This is a genomic window from Aquisalinus flavus (assembly GCF_014640095.1).
GTDB lineage: Bacteria > Pseudomonadota > Alphaproteobacteria > Caulobacterales > Parvularculaceae > Aquisalinus > Aquisalinus flavus.
The window spans coordinates 2,083,961-2,099,547 of record NZ_BMGH01000001.1; the positions used below are offsets into that span (position 1 = coordinate 2,083,961).

At 59.9% G+C, this 15,587-nt stretch carries 13 protein-coding genes; 7 read left to right on the top strand and 6 right to left on the bottom strand.

The window, feature by feature from the left end; all coding sequences use genetic code 11:
* The first annotated feature begins 194 nt into the window (after positions 1–194).
* A complete protein-coding gene (locus IEV88_RS09585) occupies positions 195–1,412 on the top strand; it encodes a glycoside hydrolase family 43 protein (RefSeq protein WP_206711214.1) in 1,218 nt (405 codons plus the stop codon).
* Positions 1,413–1,532: 120 nt separating this feature from the next.
* Here IEV88_RS09585 and panD read toward each other — a convergent pair whose 3' ends face one another.
* Entirely contained in the window at positions 1,533–1,889 is a 357-nt protein-coding gene (gene panD / locus IEV88_RS09590) for an aspartate 1-decarboxylase (protein ID WP_188158658.1), read from the bottom strand.
* Between the two features lie 234 nt (positions 1,890–2,123).
* On the opposite strand from panD, the gene IEV88_RS09595 reads away from it, so the two are divergent.
* The 3 genes from IEV88_RS09595 to IEV88_RS09605 all read left to right on the top strand — a co-directional run bounded on the left by IEV88_RS09595 (position 2,124) and on the right by IEV88_RS09605 (position 4,511).
* Positions 2,124–3,167, top strand: a complete 1,044-nt coding sequence (locus IEV88_RS09595; RefSeq protein WP_188158657.1) for a methyltransferase domain-containing protein — start codon at positions 2,124–2,126, stop codon at positions 3,165–3,167.
* Positions 3,168–3,788: 621 nt separating this feature from the next.
* The gene (locus tag IEV88_RS09600) at positions 3,789–4,082 is read left to right on the top strand and encodes a UrcA family protein (protein ID WP_188158656.1); all 294 of its coding nucleotides are present in this window, start codon (positions 3,789–3,791) and stop codon (positions 4,080–4,082) included.
* 96 nt (positions 4,083–4,178) lie between these two features.
* Positions 4,179–4,511, top strand: a complete 333-nt coding sequence (locus IEV88_RS09605) for a UrcA family protein (RefSeq protein ID WP_188158655.1) — start codon at positions 4,179–4,181, stop codon at positions 4,509–4,511.
* 50 nt (positions 4,512–4,561) lie between these two features.
* Here the strand turns inward: IEV88_RS09605 and IEV88_RS09610 are convergent, their stop codons facing one another.
* From IEV88_RS09610 to dnaG, 3 genes are all read right to left on the bottom strand, one after another.
* Positions 4,562–5,218, bottom strand: a complete 657-nt coding sequence (locus IEV88_RS09610) for a hypothetical protein (protein WP_188158654.1) — start codon at positions 5,216–5,218, stop codon at positions 4,562–4,564.
* Position 5,219: 1 nt separating this feature from the next.
* Positions 5,220–7,214 carry an RNA polymerase sigma factor RpoD gene (rpoD, locus tag IEV88_RS09615; protein ID WP_188158653.1) on the bottom strand — a complete coding sequence of 665 codons (1,995 nt, stop codon included), beginning with the start codon at positions 7,212–7,214 and terminating at the stop codon, positions 5,220–5,222.
* Positions 7,215–7,312: 98 nt separating this feature from the next.
* Positions 7,313–9,232, bottom strand: coding sequence for a DNA primase (gene dnaG / locus IEV88_RS09620; protein ID WP_188158652.1), 1,920 nt, complete (start codon positions 9,230–9,232; stop codon positions 7,313–7,315).
* A 162-nt stretch (positions 9,233–9,394) separates the two neighbouring features.
* Between dnaG and IEV88_RS09625 the strand changes: the two genes are divergently transcribed.
* Together IEV88_RS09625 and IEV88_RS09630 are read left to right on the top strand one after the other, a co-directional pair.
* Positions 9,395–9,991, top strand: a complete 597-nt coding sequence (locus IEV88_RS09625) for a DUF1134 domain-containing protein (RefSeq protein ID WP_188158651.1) — start codon at positions 9,395–9,397, stop codon at positions 9,989–9,991.
* 179 nt (positions 9,992–10,170) lie between these two features.
* Complete coding sequence (locus IEV88_RS09630; RefSeq protein ID WP_188158650.1) at positions 10,171–12,882, top strand: glycoside hydrolase family 3 C-terminal domain-containing protein; 2,712 nt, start codon at positions 10,171–10,173, stop codon at positions 12,880–12,882.
* Positions 12,883–12,945: 63 nt separating this feature from the next.
* Here the strand turns inward: IEV88_RS09630 and IEV88_RS09635 are convergent, their stop codons facing one another.
* Both IEV88_RS09635 and IEV88_RS09640 read right to left on the bottom strand, forming a co-directional pair.
* Entirely contained in the window at positions 12,946–13,662 is a 717-nt protein-coding gene (locus IEV88_RS09635; protein ID WP_188158649.1) for a GNAT family N-acetyltransferase, read from the bottom strand.
* Positions 13,663–13,684: 22 nt separating this feature from the next.
* Positions 13,685–14,158 carry a GatB/YqeY domain-containing protein gene (locus IEV88_RS09640; RefSeq protein ID WP_188158648.1) on the bottom strand — a complete coding sequence of 158 codons (474 nt, stop codon included), beginning with the start codon at positions 14,156–14,158 and terminating at the stop codon, positions 13,685–13,687.
* A gap of 234 nt (positions 14,159–14,392) precedes the next feature.
* Between IEV88_RS09640 and carA the strand changes: the two genes are divergently transcribed.
* Complete coding sequence (gene carA / locus IEV88_RS09645) at positions 14,393–15,583, top strand: glutamine-hydrolyzing carbamoyl-phosphate synthase small subunit (protein ID WP_188158647.1); 1,191 nt, start codon at positions 14,393–14,395, stop codon at positions 15,581–15,583.
* Positions 15,584–15,587: the final 4 nt, after the last annotated feature.

Here is a 15,587-nt window from a genome sequence, read left to right on the forward strand (position 1 = left end):
CTCCCGACCGCCTGTTTGCGCAAATAGTGAAAGCTTGCCTGCACCGAAGCGACGGCACAAGGCATGCACAGCGCATGTGTTGCCAAGCCGGCCATTCCGGTATTCCTTGCCAACAGGCCTCACTAACCGTAATGTTAGCGGAAACATTATGGCGCAAGCCACCCAGGGAAATGAAACAACAGGAGCGATATCCCATGCTTAAGAAGACACTGCTTATGACCAGCGCCCTCTTGCTGATGGCCGCCTGCAGCGAGACGCCGGCGCCGGAAGAGGATACGACTGCCGAAGACGGCATGGAAATGGCCGAGCCGGACGCGGCCGGCGAGGAAATGGCGGAAGCGGAACTTTCCGACGCCGAGCGCTATGAGCTGGAGACGAGCGGCGAGTTCGGTCCGGAGGACTATATCGCCCAGCCGCTGGTGAGCGAAATCTATACCGCGGACCCGTCGGTGCATGTCTGGGACGATGGCCGCATCTATGTCTATCCGAGCCACGATGTCGATACCGGCATCCCGCAGGACGATCTCGGCAGCCAGTATGACATGAAAGACTATATCGTCCTGTCGATGGACGAGCCGGGCGGCGAGGTCACGATCCACGATGTCGGCCTGCATGTCGACGATGTGCCGTGGGCGCGCGACAAGATGTGGGCGCCGGACGCCGCCGAGAAAGACGGCAAATATTATCTCTACTTCCCGGCCAAGGATTATGACGGCATCTTCCGTATCGGCGTCGCCGTCTCCGACTCGCCGACCGGCCCGTTCACGGCCGAAGAGAGCTGGATCGAAGGCTCCTATTCGATGGACCCGTCGGTCTTCAAGGACGATGACGGCACATATTACATGTATGTCGGCGGCATCTGGGGCGGCCAGCTGCAGCGCTGGACCACGGGCGAGTATGACGACAGCCCGGACCTGAACCAGGAAGACCTGGAGGCTGATGAACCCGCGCTGGTGCCTTATGTCGCAAAGATGAGCGACGACATGCTCTCCTATGCCGAGGAGCCGCGCGATGTCCTGCTTCTCGACGAGAATGGCGAGCCGCTGAAGGCCGGCGACAATGACCGCCGCTTCTTCGAGGCCGCATGGATGAACAAGATCGATGGCACCTATTACCTGTCATGGTCGACCGGCGACACCCACAAGATCGTCTATGGCACATCGGACAATCCGTATGGGCCGTTTACCTATCAGGGCGTCGTGAACCTGCCCGTTCGTGGGTGGACCAACCACCATTCGATCTTCGAGTATGAAGGCCAGTATTACCTTGCCTATCACGATACGCAGCTGTCTGGCGTCAACCACCTGCGCAACGTCAAGATCACGCCGCTGACGATTAATGATGACGGCACGATCGAGCCGGTCGACCCCTTCTTCGGCGACGACGTCACGGTCGATAACTATCTGGACTAGTTACGACCACTAAAGGTCAATATGGAAAGCCCGGGCCAAGCGCCCGGGCTTTTTCGTTGGAGATATTAAGTGTTTGGGCTCGCAAGGGGAAAACCCGAACAACCTGTTGAGGCTCCACACCTAGATCACGCTCTGGATCGTGTTGTCGTCATTCATCAGCACGACCGTCGGCTTGTAATTGGCGGCTTCTTCTGCCGGCAGCTGGCCGAAGGCGGCGATGATGATCTTGTCGCCCGGCTCGGCAAGGCGGGCAGCGGCACCGTTGAGCATGAAGCAGCCCGACCCGCGTTCGCCCTCGATGGCATAGGTGGCCAGGCGATTGCCATTGGTGACGTTCCAGATGTCGACATGCTCATAGGGGTGAATGCCGGCGGCATCGAGGATGTCCCGGTCAATCGCGATCGAGCCTTCATAGTGAAGGTCGGTCATGGTGATGGTGGCGCGATGAATCTTCGCCTTGAGCATGTTGAGCAGCATGGGATGCCCCTTTCGGTCGTCGGGTGTTCGCAAGTGCGAAAAACAGGGGATCGTCTACACGAGCCCTGTGAAAAAATCCAGTTTTTCCACACATGATATAAGAGCGCTCTCGTGGATTTGCATGGATGAGGGCTCCACAGTGCCCAAAACGCACAAAGCTCGCGCCATTGTCATGTGACGCGCGAAAATGATGCTGTGATGTGTAGAGCTGACACAAAAAAACAGCGAGAGTCCATGAACGAACAGATCGTCAGCGATTATTACGGCAAGGTGCTCCAGTCCTCCGCCGACCTGAAGACGGATGCCTGCTGCACGACGGATGACATCCCGCCCTTCCACAAGGCGCTTCTCACCAATATCCATGACGAGGTGATGGCGAAATATTATGGCTGCGGCCTGATCGCGCCGCTGGCGCTGGAGGGCGCACGGGTGCTGGACCTCGGCTCCGGGTCGGGCCGTGATGCCTATGCTCTGGCCCAGATGGCCGGGGCCGATGGAGAAATCGTCGGCGTCGACATGACCGACGAACAGCTGGCGGTGGCCAATGCCCATCGCGAGTGGCATGCGGAGAAATTCGGCTATGCCAATGTGCGCTTCGAAAAGGGATTTATCGAGCAGCTCGACAGGCTCGACCTGGAGCCCGGCTCCTTCGACGTCGTCGTTTCCAACTGCGTCATCAACCTGTCGATGGACAAACCGGCGGTGCTGGCCGGGGTCAAGCGCTTGTTGAAACCCGGCGGCGAGTTCTTTTTCTCCGACGTCTATGCCGACCGGCGCCTGCCACAGGCCGTGCGCGAAGACCCGGTGCTGTTCGGAGAATGCCTCGGCGGCGCGCTCTACTGGAACGACTTCCTCACCCTGTCGAAACAGGCAGGCTTTGCCGACCCGCGGCTTGTCACCGACAGGCCGCTGGCTGTCGAGAACTTGGCCCTGCAGGAAAAGCTGGGCCGGGCCAGGTTTTTCTCCGCGACCTACAGCCTGTTCAATATCGACGGGCTCGAGCCCTCCTGCGAGGACTACGGGCAAGCGGTGATCTATGACGGCTCGATCGACCATGCCGGCGACACCTTCATCTTCGACGCGCACCATGTGATCGAAGCCGGGAAGGTCTTCCCGGTATGCGGCAATACATACCGTATGCTGAAGGAAAGCCGTTTCGCCGATGCGTTCGACTTCATCGGCAGCCGCGATCGCCATTACGGCATCTTCGAGGGCTGCGGCACGCAAATGCCTTTCTCCCAAGGCGCCAATGCGCGAAGCAACGTCACTTGCTGCTAGCTTGCGACGGACCGTAGGCTCCGCACGATGAAACTAGGGATATCGTACTTTATTACTACATAGTTAGTTGAAGGCTTTCCCGATCCCGCTTTTAGTGGTCCGGCGCAGCAATAGCGCACGGTCACGCCTCACCGGCTGACCGCGTAACATGACGGGTCAAACGCCGGGAGATGGTCTGCCTCTGGCATTCTTTCCTGACCCATGATTTGAAACCGGACCGTTCGGGGCGGGTGTACATATCGTTGCTCCACACCCTCGAGACCCGTCCCGGGCCTCCGGTTTCATTGCTCCGGCAAGAGCATCTTGCCGGAGCTGCCATCCACGGATCACCCTTTCTGACAGAGCGGGTTCGTGGATGGCTCCTCTTGCGTCCCTCCAGACAGCTCCCGTGAACGGTCCGGCTCAGCGCCGGCGAGATCACCCGATAGTGTACCGTGTGCAGAGAAAGCAGGCTCTAAAATCGGGTCCGATTCAGCGCTTCCGCAACTTTTACTATAAGAATAGTATTTTATTACGACCTTTTTAGTAGAAAAATTTCGAAACCGGCCTCTAATGGTCTTGCGTCAAAAACGCACACTACCCAAATGCTCCGTCAGAGGGCGCAAAACAAAGAGAGAAGTCATGAAGTCAATCGCTATGGCGGCTTTTGCCGCAACCCTTTCGCTCGCCTCGATTTCCGGTGCCACTGCCAAGGAGTACACCGTCGACTACAACGAACTCGCCCTGCGCGATATCGTTGGCACACGGTCCGTCTACCGCGACATTCTTGCCGATGCCAAGCGCGTCTGCGGCGCCGAAGGCTATGCGCTGCGCAATGGCATGAGCACAGCCGAATGTGTCGATCATGTTGTCGAGCAATCGGTCCGCGAGATCGGCGACAGGGCGCTGACCAATATCCACAACCAGCGCAGCTAAAAACAGAGCCCGGAGAACGGGCCGCTTACCAACCATAAACAGCCGTATACTGACTGTTCCCGAGGGAGTGGAGCAAACAGGAAAGAGAGAGAAGTCATGAAAAAGTCAAATATCATCGCCGCTACTGCCGCTGCCAGCATTCTGCCGTTTGCGGCCCTGTCTTTCGCCAATGCCGCAGAAGATTACCACATGAAGGTCGATCGCAAGCTGTTGCAGAGCTCGACAGGTATCGCCGAATTGCACCGCGATCTCGACCGGCAGGCCCGGGAAATCTGCGAATCTGTCGGCTACAACATGCGGGAGGTCAGCCGCTTCCACAGCTGCAAGGAAGATGTGCTGGATATCGCGATCGAGAAAATCGACCACAGCCGGCTCACCGGCTACCATAATAGCGAGGGACTGTCCCCTCGCTTCAGCGAAAACCGCTAGCTAACGGAATTCCGTACAAAATATAAGCTCGGCAACAGCGCCGGGCTTATTCATTTCTGGAGCAGATCAATATCCGGGTAGACATAGTCAATATACCGAGACAAGGCATGCCTGACTGGCAACCCCAAGACATACCGGGCTGTATCGAAAGCAGCCTTCCACTCCGCAGGCTCGCGCGGTCCACCCATCTCCGTATCATTCAGGAAACATACGTTAACGAGACGGGCATCAACACCTTCGCGGCGCAGGAAATAAAGATGAGCCATCCTGTTTGTGTATTGATAGAAAAATTCCATCCAGTCTGCCCCACCTGACGCATGGCAGGCACGACTCGTCTCATCCAGCGCATTGCGGATGCGCTTGCGAGATTCTGCAGATGAAGCTCCACAGTGTCCGGAAAAAAATTCCCGTATGTGTGATTTGGCTTCAACAAGGAAAACGCGCTCATTTGCTATGCCAAGCCCGTCCCACACAGCGCCGCGTTCCGGCCAGAACGCTGCCATGGCTTCCTTCACCCTTTCCAACCCAAGACGATCGAGAAAGGCCGAACCGCTATATTCCGCATACGCATCCTCCCTTAAGGGAGAAAGCCAGCGGATGGGTGTCCGCTGGCTTTCCGGTTTAAGTATATCAGGTTTTTCGTCAACGGCGACTTGCAGCCATTTCTGACTGCCTCGGACACCTTTTTCTTGAGGGATGCGCCCCAAATCAATTATCCAGAAACGAGCGCAGCTTGCGCGACCGGCTCGGGTGCTTGAGTTTCCTCAACGCCTTGGCCTCGATCTGGCGAATACGTTCTCGGGTGACCGAGAATTGCTGGCCGACTTCTTCCAGCGTGTGGTCGGTGTTCATGCCGATGCCGAAACGCATGCGCAGGACACGCTCCTCGCGCGGCGTCAGCGAAGCGAGAACGCGCGTGGTCGTCTCGCGCAAATTGGACTGGATCGCCGCATCGATCGGCAGGATCGCGTTCTTGTCCTCGATAAAGTCGCCGAGATGGGAGTCTTCCTCGTCGCCGATCGGCGTTTCCAGCGAGATCGGCTCCTTGGCGATTTTCATCACCTTGCGGACCTTTTCCAGCGGCATGGACAGTTTTTCGGCCAACTCTTCCGGCGTCGGCTCGCGGCCGATTTCGTGCAGGATCTGGCGCGAGGTGCGCACGATCTTGTTGATCGTCTCGATCATGTGGACCGGGATACGGATCGTCCGTGCCTGGTCGGCGATCGAGCGGGTGATCGCCTGGCGGATCCACCACGTCGCATAGGTCGAGAACTTGTAACCGCGGCGATATTCGAATTTATCGACGGCCTTCATCAGGCCGATATTGCCTTCCTGGATCAGGTCGAGGAATTGCAGGCCGCGATTGGTGTATTTCTTGGCGATGGAAATAACGAGCCGCAGGTTGGCCTCGACCATTTCCTTCTTGGCGATACGCGCCTCGCGCTCGCCTTTCTGCACAGTCTGCACGATGCGGCGGAAATCCTGCACCGTCAGGCCGGTTTCCTGCGACAGGTAGCCGATCTGCTCGCGCAGATAGTTGATCTGGTCTTCGGCCCTCTCGGTAAAGCTGGACCAGCCACGCGTCGCCAGCGAGGACACGCGATCGAGCCAATCCGGGTCAAGCTCGTTGCCGAGATACTCGTTGAGGAATTCCTGACGGTTAACGCCATGGCTGTCTGCCAGACGGACGAGCTTGCCTTCCAGCGCCATCAGGTTCCGGTTGATGTCATAGAGCTGCTCGACCAGCGCCTCAATGCGGTGATTGTGCAAGCGGACATTCCGTACACGTTCGACGATGTCTTTTTGCAGCTTCTTGTAGCGGCGATGCTGGGAGGGCGACAGGTCCTCGCCCTTCAGCTGTTCCTCGATCATGATGTCCTGCAGGCGGCGCAGTTTCTTGAAGTCAGACGCGATCTCGTCGAACGCTTCCATGACGCTGTCGCGCAATTCAGCTTCCATCGCCGAGAGAGACAAGGCGCCCTCGTCGAAATCCTCGTCATCTTCCTCATCGAAATCGTCGCTTTCGCGGCGCTCCTGCTCCTCCGCGGCCTTTTCTTCCTGCTCGCGATTGACCCGTTCGGCGACTTCCGGCTTGGTCATGTCGGGCTTGGATTCCGGCCCGCCGCCATAGGTCGCGTCGAGATCGATGATGTCGCGCAAGAGAACGCGGCCTTCCATCAATTCCTCGCGCCAGACCGTGATGGCCTCGAACGTCAACGACGATTCGCACAGGGCACGGATCATCGTCTCGCGACCGGCCTCGATGCGCTTGGCAATGGCGATCTCGCCTTCACGGGAGAGCAATTCGACCGAGCCCATCTCGCGCAGATACATGCGCACGGGATCGTCGGTGCGATCAGAGCCTTCCTTGGTGTTGGTGGTAACCGTCGCGCCTTCGGACTTCTTCGTGATCGCCTTGGCTTTCGGCGCGTCCTCATCATCGCTGTCTTCGTCGGAGGAGTCGTCCTGATCCTCGGCTTCCTCGCCATCGGTGACGTTGATGCCCATATCGGACAGCTTGGCCATGATGTCCTCGATCTGCTCGGAGGAATATTCTTCCGACGGCAGCACCGAATTCAACTGGTCATAGGTGATGTATCCGCGCTTCTTCGCGGTGGAAATCATCTTCTTTACAGAAGAGTCAGTAAGGTCGATAACCGGACGATCCTGAGGATCGTCACCGCCTTTTTTTGTTTTGCTCATTGCAATCCTTGTTCGTCTAAACTTGCCGCCCGATAGACGTTTCCGCTGCCCTTCCCCCGAGCCAGGGTCAACGTCATCATTTCAAATATAGTGCCGCTTCAGCGCTCGTCCTGCACCTTGTTGTCTGCCACCACGGCCTGACGGTGCGTATGGGTAACCCGCCATCTTGCCTCGGAAGTCTCGTCCAGAAAGGCCTCGCCAGCCGCTTCCATTTCTTCCAGCCGCAACGGGCCATGATGCAGATGGATGGAAAGCGTGTTCAGCCAGCCATCTTCCGCATCGTCGAGCGTTGCATCCGCGCAGGCGAATTTTGTCAATCTGAGCCGCTCGTTTTTGAGCATCTGCTCCATAGTGCCTGCAATATGCGCAACTGTTGACATGTGGAGTGCAAGACCCTCCCTGTCAAGCGCCGGATCCGCGCTGAGGGAAGAGATTATCTCGCGCAAAAGCGCCGAATAGTCGGGATCGGCGAGTTCAAGGTCCAGGATCGCCTCTTCCTGGCGGGCAAACAGACCCGGATGGTTCAAGAGGGTAATCACCAGAAGGGCCTCTCGTTGGGAGGCGACGCGCCCGCCCTGGGCAGCACCAGCCGCCGTGCCAAGCCGGGCTTTCAGCGCCATGGAAGCCTGCACTGTCGGCGCCATACCACCGCGGCCGAAAAATCCCGGGCGATTGCCACCGCGCGGCACGTAACCGCCTGAAAAACCACGATTTCCATCACCTTGCTGGCGTGGGGGGGCGTTCATCTGGCCGAGCTTTTCCGAGAAGTAACCGCCATAGGCAAGCCGAACATCCTTGTCGACGATGCCCTTGACCAGCTGGCGCAGATGAGCGCGAAAGGCGGCCTTGCGTTCCGGCGTGGTCAGCGGCTGGGCCTCGATCTCGCGCGTCCAGAGCACGTCAGCGAGCGGCTGGGCGGCATCGAGCACGCTCCGCAATGCCTGGGCGCCCTGCGTCTTGACCATGTCGTCCGGGTCCTGCCCCTCCGGCAGGAAGGCGAATCTCAACGATTTGCCGGGCCGCAAAATCGGCAACGCCCGGTCGATTGCCCGGTGAGCGGCGCCGACACCGGCCCGGTCGCCGTCGAAACACAGCACCGGCTCATCGCAGGCGCGCCAGAGCAGCTCGATCTGGCTCTCCGTCAGCGCGGTGCCGAGAGGCGCGACGGCGTTCTCAAACCCGGCGCCGGCGAGCGCAATCACGTCCATATAGCCCTCGCACACGATCAGCGGCTGGCCCGTCTCCTTCGGCAGGTCCGCTGCAGCCTTGCGCGCGCGCATGTAATTGTAGAGGACGTGGCCCTTGTGAAAGAGCGGCGTTTCCGGCGAGTTGAGATATTTCGCCTTGGCCGATTTATCGAGCGCCCGGCCGCCGAAGGCGATGACCTTGTTCTTCTGCCACAGGATCGGGAACATGACCCGGTCGCGGAACCGGTCATAGGGGGCGCCATTGTCGGGCTGGATCAGCAGCCCCGCCTCGACCAGCAGTTTCGGGTCGAAGCCCTTGTTGATGAGGTGATCCTTCAGCGCGGTGCGCTCAGCCGGGGCATAGCCCATGCCGAAGGAGCGCTGCAGCTTTTCAGGCACCTGGCGGCCTTCGAGATATTCACGGGCGTTGCGCCCCTCGATCCGCTGCAGGCTGTCCATATAGAATTTCGCCGCCGCAGCGCAGGCTTCAGCAAGGCCCTTGCGCTCTTCTTCCTTCTGGCGGTCCTCGTAGCTGTCTTGGGGGATGTCCATGCCGGCCTGCTCGGCGAGCCGGGTCACCGCCTCGACGAAGGTCAGCTTCTGGGTGTCCATGAGAAAACCGACAACGTCGCCCGACTTGCCGGAGGAGAAATCGAAATAGCGCTGCTTGTCGTCATTGACGAAAAAGGACGGCGTCTTTTCATTGGTGAAGGGCGACAGGCCGCGGAATTCGCGCCCTTCCCTTTTCAGCTTCACATGCTGGCCGATCACGTCCGATGCACGCAACCGGTCGCGCAGCTGGTCAAGGAAATCGGGGGTAAAACGCGCCATCACGCATAGATATAGGCCGAGTCTGCCCGCTGCAATCCATGCTTTCCCCCATTAGCACCGCCTCAAAAAAGGCTATTTCGGGGCACGGGGAACGCTGGCAGTTTTATGGCGTTTTAAGGTCACCCTGTCGAAATTCTAAAGTCGAGTGAGAGGAACAACCCCATGAAAAACGCCAAGAAACTGATGATGTCCGCCGCCGCGGGCTTTGCCCTGGTCCTGTCCGGCTGCGCGACAACCGCGCCGCCGTCGGCCGAAGGCCAGACCCAGTCCGGCTATGCCACCTATGACCGCTCGACCGTTGTCGGCGAGGCTGAGGAATTCTTCGGCGGCGCCTCGGCGGAGATCGCCGACGTGCTGAACAAGGTCTTTACCGACCAGGGCCGCCCGCAAGCCTATATCGCCGGTGAGGAAGCATCCGGTGCCGTCGGCGTCGGCCTGCGCTACGGCCGCGGCTATCTCTATCGCCCGGGCGCGCAGCCGGTAGAGGTATTCTGGACCGGCCCATCGATCGGCTTCGATGCCGGCGGGAATGCGTCGAAGGTTTTCACGCTGGTCTATGACCTCGGGCCAACAACCAACATCTATCGCCGCTATCCGGGCGTTGATGGTTCTGCCTATGTCGTCGGCGGTGCCGGCGTGAACTATCAGCGCAATGGCGCGACGGTTCTCGCCCCGGTCCGTACCGGTATCGGCCTGCGCACCGGGATCAATATCGGCTATCTGAATTACACCCGCGACTACACGCCGATCCCTTTCTAAATGACTGTTTCGGCCCGTGTAACCTCGAGCCTCCCGCTTCCCGGCGGGAGGCTTTTTGTTGCGCCGCACACTGAAAGTCGAGGCCGAAAGCGCTTGGCAATGGCAATGTTAGCGTGCAACAAATGGCACCAAGAACAGCCGCAAATGGCGCAAATCAGAAAATTTTTGGGAGGAAAACGATGATTACCCACCGCACGGCGAGCCTCTTCGGATCGTTTCTTACCGGGGCAGCCGCACTGGCTCTGCTCAGCGGCTGCAGCGACAGCGTCAGCTCTGCGCAGGAACCCGCGCAACCGGTCGCGCCCGAGCAGACGGACAGCGACTACCCGTTCCAGAATCCGGCCCTGTCGTCGGAGGAGCGCGCCCGCGATCTCGTTTCGCGCATGACGCTGGAAGAGAAGGCCGCGCAGATGTATGACAAAGCCGCGGCGATCCCGCGCCTTGGCATTCACGAATACAACTGGTGGAACGAGGCGCTGCACGGCGTTGCCCGCGCCGGCCATGCCACCGTCTTCCCGCAGGCGATCGGCCTCGCCGCGACCTGGGACGAGGACCAGATGCTGGAGGTCGCGACGACCATCTCCGACGAGGGCCGCGCCAAGCACCACTATTATGCCGCCGAGGATGTCTACGCCATGTATGGCGGGCTGACCTTCTGGTCGCCGAACATCAACATCTTCCGCGACCCGCGCTGGGGCAGGGGCATGGAAACCTATGGCGAGGACCCGTTCCTGACCGGCCGCATGGCGGTGAATTTCGTCAATGGCCTGCAGGGCGATGACGCCGAATACCTGAAAACAGTTGCGACGGTGAAGCACTTCGCCGTTCACTCCGGGCCGGAACCCTCGCGTCACCGCGACAACTATGTCGCCAATGATGCGGATCTTTGGGAAACATATCTGCCCGCCTTCAAGATGGCGATGGACGAGGCCGACGTGGCATCGGTCATGTGCGCCTACAACGCCGTCTGGGGCGCGCCAGCCTGTGGCTCCGAACGCCTGATGGTGGATATCCTGCGCGGCGATCTCGGGTTCGACGGCTATGTCGTGTCCGACTGCGGCGCGATCGGCGACTTCTATTATGACGAAGCCAAGATCGAAACCGGCGAGGCTCATTACGTCGCCCATGACTATGTCGACACCCGCGCCGAGGCCGCCGCCCTGTCGGTGAAGATGGGCACGGATCTCAATTGCGGCGACGGCTATGGCAACAAGATGGATGCCCTGCCCGCCGCAGTCGAACAGGGCCTTATCGACGAGGAGACAATCGATCAGGCGGTGATCCGTCTGTACACTGCCCTCTTCCGGCTGGGCATGTATGATGATCCGTCCATGGTACCTTACGCCGATATTCCCCATTCGGAAGTCGCCAGCGACGAAAACATTGCCCTGTCGGAAGACACGGCGCGCAAATCGCTGGTGCTGCTGAAGAACAACGGCATCCTGCCTTTGGCCGAAGGCACGAAGGTCGCCGTCATCGGGCCGAATGCCGATAATTACATGACCCTGATCGCCAACTACAACGGCATCCCGACCCAGCCGGTTACTGCACTGGAAGGTATCAAGGCCAAGGTCGGCGCGGAGAATGTCTCCTACGCGCTGGGCTCGACGATAGCCGGTGATTTCTACACGGATTTCTCACCGGTGCCGGCAGATGTCCTGTTCCACCGCACTGACAGCGGCGAACTGGAGCCGGGTCTGGAAGCTGCCTATTACGCCGACCCCGACCTTTCGGGCGAACCCGGCGTCACGCAAATCGACCCGAATATCGATTTCTACTGGGAGCGCGGGCCGGTCGAAAACGGCCTCAACGACGAGTTCGGCGCGACATGGGAAGGCGTGCTGGTGCCGGAGGAAAGCGGCTCGTACCTGATGAAAGCGTCGCGCTGGTCAAAGGCCACGGTCAATGGCGAAGAGGTCGGCTCCGATCCGATCGACCTGACCGCCGGCGAGCAATACGACCTGACCATGACCATGAATTTCAACAGCGGATGGCCCCGCGACGGTCTGGAGAAATTCGCCGAGCTGAGCTGGACCCGTGCCGACAGGGACCTCGAAGCGCAAGCCATGGCGGCCTCGGACGACGCTGATGTGATCCTCTATTTCGGCGGTATCGATGCAACGCTGGAAGGCGAGGAAATGGGTGTCGAGCTCGACGGCTTCCTCGGCGGCGACCGCACTCATATGGACCTGCCCGCCGTGCAGGAAGCGCTGCTGGAGAAGCTCGAAGCGACCGGAAAACCTGTCGTGATGGTCAATTTCTCCGGCTCTGCGATGTCGTTGAACTGGGCAGAGGAGAATGTCGACGCCATCGTCCAGGCGTTCTATCCGGGCGAGAAGGCGGGCGTTGCCATTGCCGACCTGCTCTGGGGCGAATTCTCCCCGTCCGGCCGCCTGCCGGTGACCTTCTACAAGTCGGTCGATGACCTGCCGGGCTTCAAGGATTATTCGATGGCAAACCGGACCTATAAATACTTCACCGGCGAGCCGCTCTATCCGTTCGGCTACGGACTGTCCTATACCAGCTTCGACTATTCCGACGTCAGCGTTCCGGGCAGTCATGATGCCGGTGAGCCAATGACGGTGTCGGCGACGGTGACCAATACCGGCGAGATGGCGGGCCGCGAAGTGGTGCAGGTCTATATCAGCCATGCAGAGCGGGCCAACCCGTCCGTGCCGCATGTCGAGCTTGTCGCCTTCGATGTCGTCGAGCTGGCGCCGGGCGAAAGCAAGACGGTGTCTTTCGATCTGACCCCGGCCAATCTAGGGTTTATCGCCGAGGACGGAGAAATGGTCACGCCGTCAGGCTCCAGCGCGACCATCTCCATAGGCGGCGGCCAGCCGTCCTTTACCGAGACGGAAACCGCAGAAGTACTGTTCGCGTCGAACTAGGCCGGACGCATACGAACAAATGTAGAAGCCGCCCCTCACCGGGCGGCTTTTTCGTGGGACGATCTAATCCGGCAGGGCGAATACGTTGCAGCTGTCGACCGGCTCGAAGCCGAGCTTCTCGGCGACTCTGATCGAGGCGATGTTTTCCTCCACCGCGCCCCAGACGGGCGCCAGCCCTCGCGCGGACATATCGCTGATCATCAGGGCGGCAGCGCGGCGGGCATGGCCCTTGCGGCGGAAGCCCGCCAATGTGTCGATGCCGATATCGAACAGGGCTTCGGTAATCGCGCCCGCATAGCAAAAGGACACCGGCCGGCCCTTTTCAAGGCTGCAGGCCACCCGTCCATCGACGGCACCAACGAGAATTTCGTCGCGCACGACCTCCGGCATTTTCACCGTACGGATGTCATTCAGGGACAGCCATACCGTTTCCCCCTCACCCGGCGCGGCCACCGCCCCGGCGAGCCGGAACAGTATCGCCGGGTAGTACTCCCAACCCGGCAGCAGGGCCTTCAGCGCACCAGCGTGCGCCTCGTCGCCGACCAGTTCCATCTCGAGTTTGGCGGCGTCCTTGGCCCATTCGAGAATGACCTCATCCCTTGGCGCTCCGTGCACGAACAGCGTGCCGGTATTGCGATTGATGAGGGCATAGGCGAAAGGCTGATCTTGCCAATAGAGCAGGTCTGCCGTGCCCGCAATCAGGCAGGATCGCGCTTCGACATGGCGCGGTGTGTCTGGAATTGCGGCGAGAAGGGCGGCGGCATCAGCGTCAATCTTCATGCCTCCAGCCCTTTTGCAAGCCCTAGCTGGCGAGGTGCTTTTTCAGCTTGCCACCGGCGGTGCCGAAATCCATCGAGCCCGCATATTTGCTTTTCAGCACGCCCATGCACTTGCCCATGTCCTTCAGGCCCTCGGCGTCGAGTTCCTCAATCACTGCTTCCACGGCAGTGTCGATTTCCGCTTCGGTCAGCTGACGCGGCAGGAATTCGCGGATCACCTCGATCTCGGACCTTTCCTGTTCGGCAAGCTCGATCCGGCCGGCATCCTCATAGGTCTGGGCAGCGTCCTCGCGCTGCTTGACCATTTTGGTCAGGATGCCCAGCACTTCCTCGTCGGTCAGGCCACCGCAGCGATCTTCCGAGCGGGCCGCGATATCGCGGTCCTTCAGCGCGGCATTGATCAGGCGCAGCGTGCCGATGCGGACTTTCGGGGCCCGCTCCTTCATCGACGTCTTCAGCGCCAAATTAATCTGTTCGCACAGCATATGATTCTCCATTGACCATCCCGGGTTGCCATCCGATATCAACCAAAGACGGGACCGCTGTCGCGGTCATTGTCAAAGCCTTGTTTTTCATTAAGAATTTAGAGCCGTTCGTTTTCTTGACCCGTTTTGCACTTTCGCATAGCTTCGCGGCAATTTGCGTGCCATCTGGCAGCCACCCACGGAGCTTACGAGCCGCTCAGCGCCAGCTCTCAGCCCTATAGATAGGAAACGGGACACTATATCGCCATGAGGATTAGTCAAGACAGCGTGAGATCAACTTTCCCCACCGGTATTCTGGTGCTGGCGGACGGCACCGTGTTCGAAGGTGAAGGGTTCGGGGCCACCGGCAGCACTGTGGGGGAGGTGTGTTTCAACACGGCGATCACCGGCTATCAGGAGATCCTGACCGACCCGTCCTATGCGGCGCAGATCATCACCTTCACCTTCCCCCATATCGGCAATGTCGGTGCCAATGACGAGGATATCGAAAACGCTTCCCCCGCCGCCGCGACCGCCGCACGCGGGGCGATCTTCCGCGACCGCATCACCGCGCCGTCGAACTATCGCGCCCGGCTCGACCTGTCGGCCTGGATGAAGCGCCGCGGGATTATCGGCCTTGCCGGCATCGACACCCGCGCCCTGACCATCATGATCCGTGAGAAAGGCATGCCCCATGGCGTGATCGCCCATGCCGCCTCCGGCAATTTCGATATCGACGCTCTGCAGAAAAAGGCGACCGCCTGGCCGGGGCTCGAGGGGCTCGACCTGGCCAAGGAAGTTACCACGCTGCAAACCTATCCCCATGACGAGACCGGCTGGGTCTGGGGCACCGGCTATGGCCGCCAGAGCGATCCGAACGCGCCGCATGTCGTCGTCATCGATTATGGCGTGAAGCGCAACATCCTGCGGCGGCTCGCCAGCGCCGGCTTCCGCATCTCCGTTGTCAACGGGCAGTCTAGCTTCGATGACATCATGGCGCTGAAGCCCGATGGCGTTGTCCTGTCCAATGGCCCGGGCGACCCGGCCGCGACGGGCACCTATGCCGTGCCGGTGATCAAGCAGCTGATCGCGGCAAAAGTGCCCACGCTCGGCATCTGCCTTGGCCACCAGCTGCTGGCACTGGCCATTGGAGCCAGGACCATGAAGATGGTCCAGGGCCATCACGGCGCGAACCATCCGGTCAGGGACAATACCACCGGCAAGGTCGAGATCGTGTCGATGAACCATGGCTTCACCGTCGACGAGACAAGTCTGCCCGACAATTGCATCGCTACGCATACATCGCTTTTCGACGGGTCGAATTCCGGTATCGCCCTGAAAGATGCGCCCGCCTTTTCCGTCCAGCACCACCCGGAGGCAAGTCCCGGCCCTCAGGATTCGTTCTACCTGTTCCAGCGGTTCCGGGAGTTGATCGGCAATGAGGACAAGGCCGCCTGACCGG

What these genes read in the sequence shown, in the direction of transcription:
- IEV88_RS09585 (WP_206711214.1), top strand. Translation starts at nt 195, where the DNA reads ATGCTTAAGAAGACACTGCTTATGACCAGCGCCCTCTTGCTGATGGCC.
- panD (WP_188158658.1), bottom strand. Translation starts at nt 1,889, where the DNA reads ATGCTGCTCAACATGCTCAAGGCGAAGATTCATCGCGCCACCATCACC.
- IEV88_RS09595 (WP_188158657.1), top strand. Translation starts at nt 2,124, where the DNA reads ATGAACGAACAGATCGTCAGCGATTATTACGGCAAGGTGCTCCAGTCC.
- IEV88_RS09600 (WP_188158656.1), top strand. Translation starts at nt 3,789, where the DNA reads ATGAAGTCAATCGCTATGGCGGCTTTTGCCGCAACCCTTTCGCTCGCC.
- IEV88_RS09605 (WP_188158655.1), top strand. Translation starts at nt 4,179, where the DNA reads ATGAAAAAGTCAAATATCATCGCCGCTACTGCCGCTGCCAGCATTCTG.
- rpoD (WP_188158653.1), bottom strand. Translation starts at nt 7,214, where the DNA reads ATGAGCAAAACAAAAAAAGGCGGTGACGATCCTCAGGATCGTCCGGTT.
- dnaG (WP_188158652.1), bottom strand. Translation starts at nt 9,232, where the DNA reads ATGGCGCGTTTTACCCCCGATTTCCTTGACCAGCTGCGCGACCGGTTG.
- IEV88_RS09625 (WP_188158651.1), top strand. Translation starts at nt 9,395, where the DNA reads ATGAAAAACGCCAAGAAACTGATGATGTCCGCCGCCGCGGGCTTTGCC.
- IEV88_RS09630 (WP_188158650.1), top strand. Translation starts at nt 10,171, where the DNA reads ATGATTACCCACCGCACGGCGAGCCTCTTCGGATCGTTTCTTACCGGG.
- IEV88_RS09635 (WP_188158649.1), bottom strand. Translation starts at nt 13,662, where the DNA reads ATGAAGATTGACGCTGATGCCGCCGCCCTTCTCGCCGCAATTCCAGAC.
- IEV88_RS09640 (WP_188158648.1), bottom strand. Translation starts at nt 14,158, where the DNA reads ATGGAGAATCATATGCTGTGCGAACAGATTAATTTGGCGCTGAAGACG.
- carA (WP_188158647.1), top strand. Translation starts at nt 14,393, where the DNA reads ATGAGGATTAGTCAAGACAGCGTGAGATCAACTTTCCCCACCGGTATT.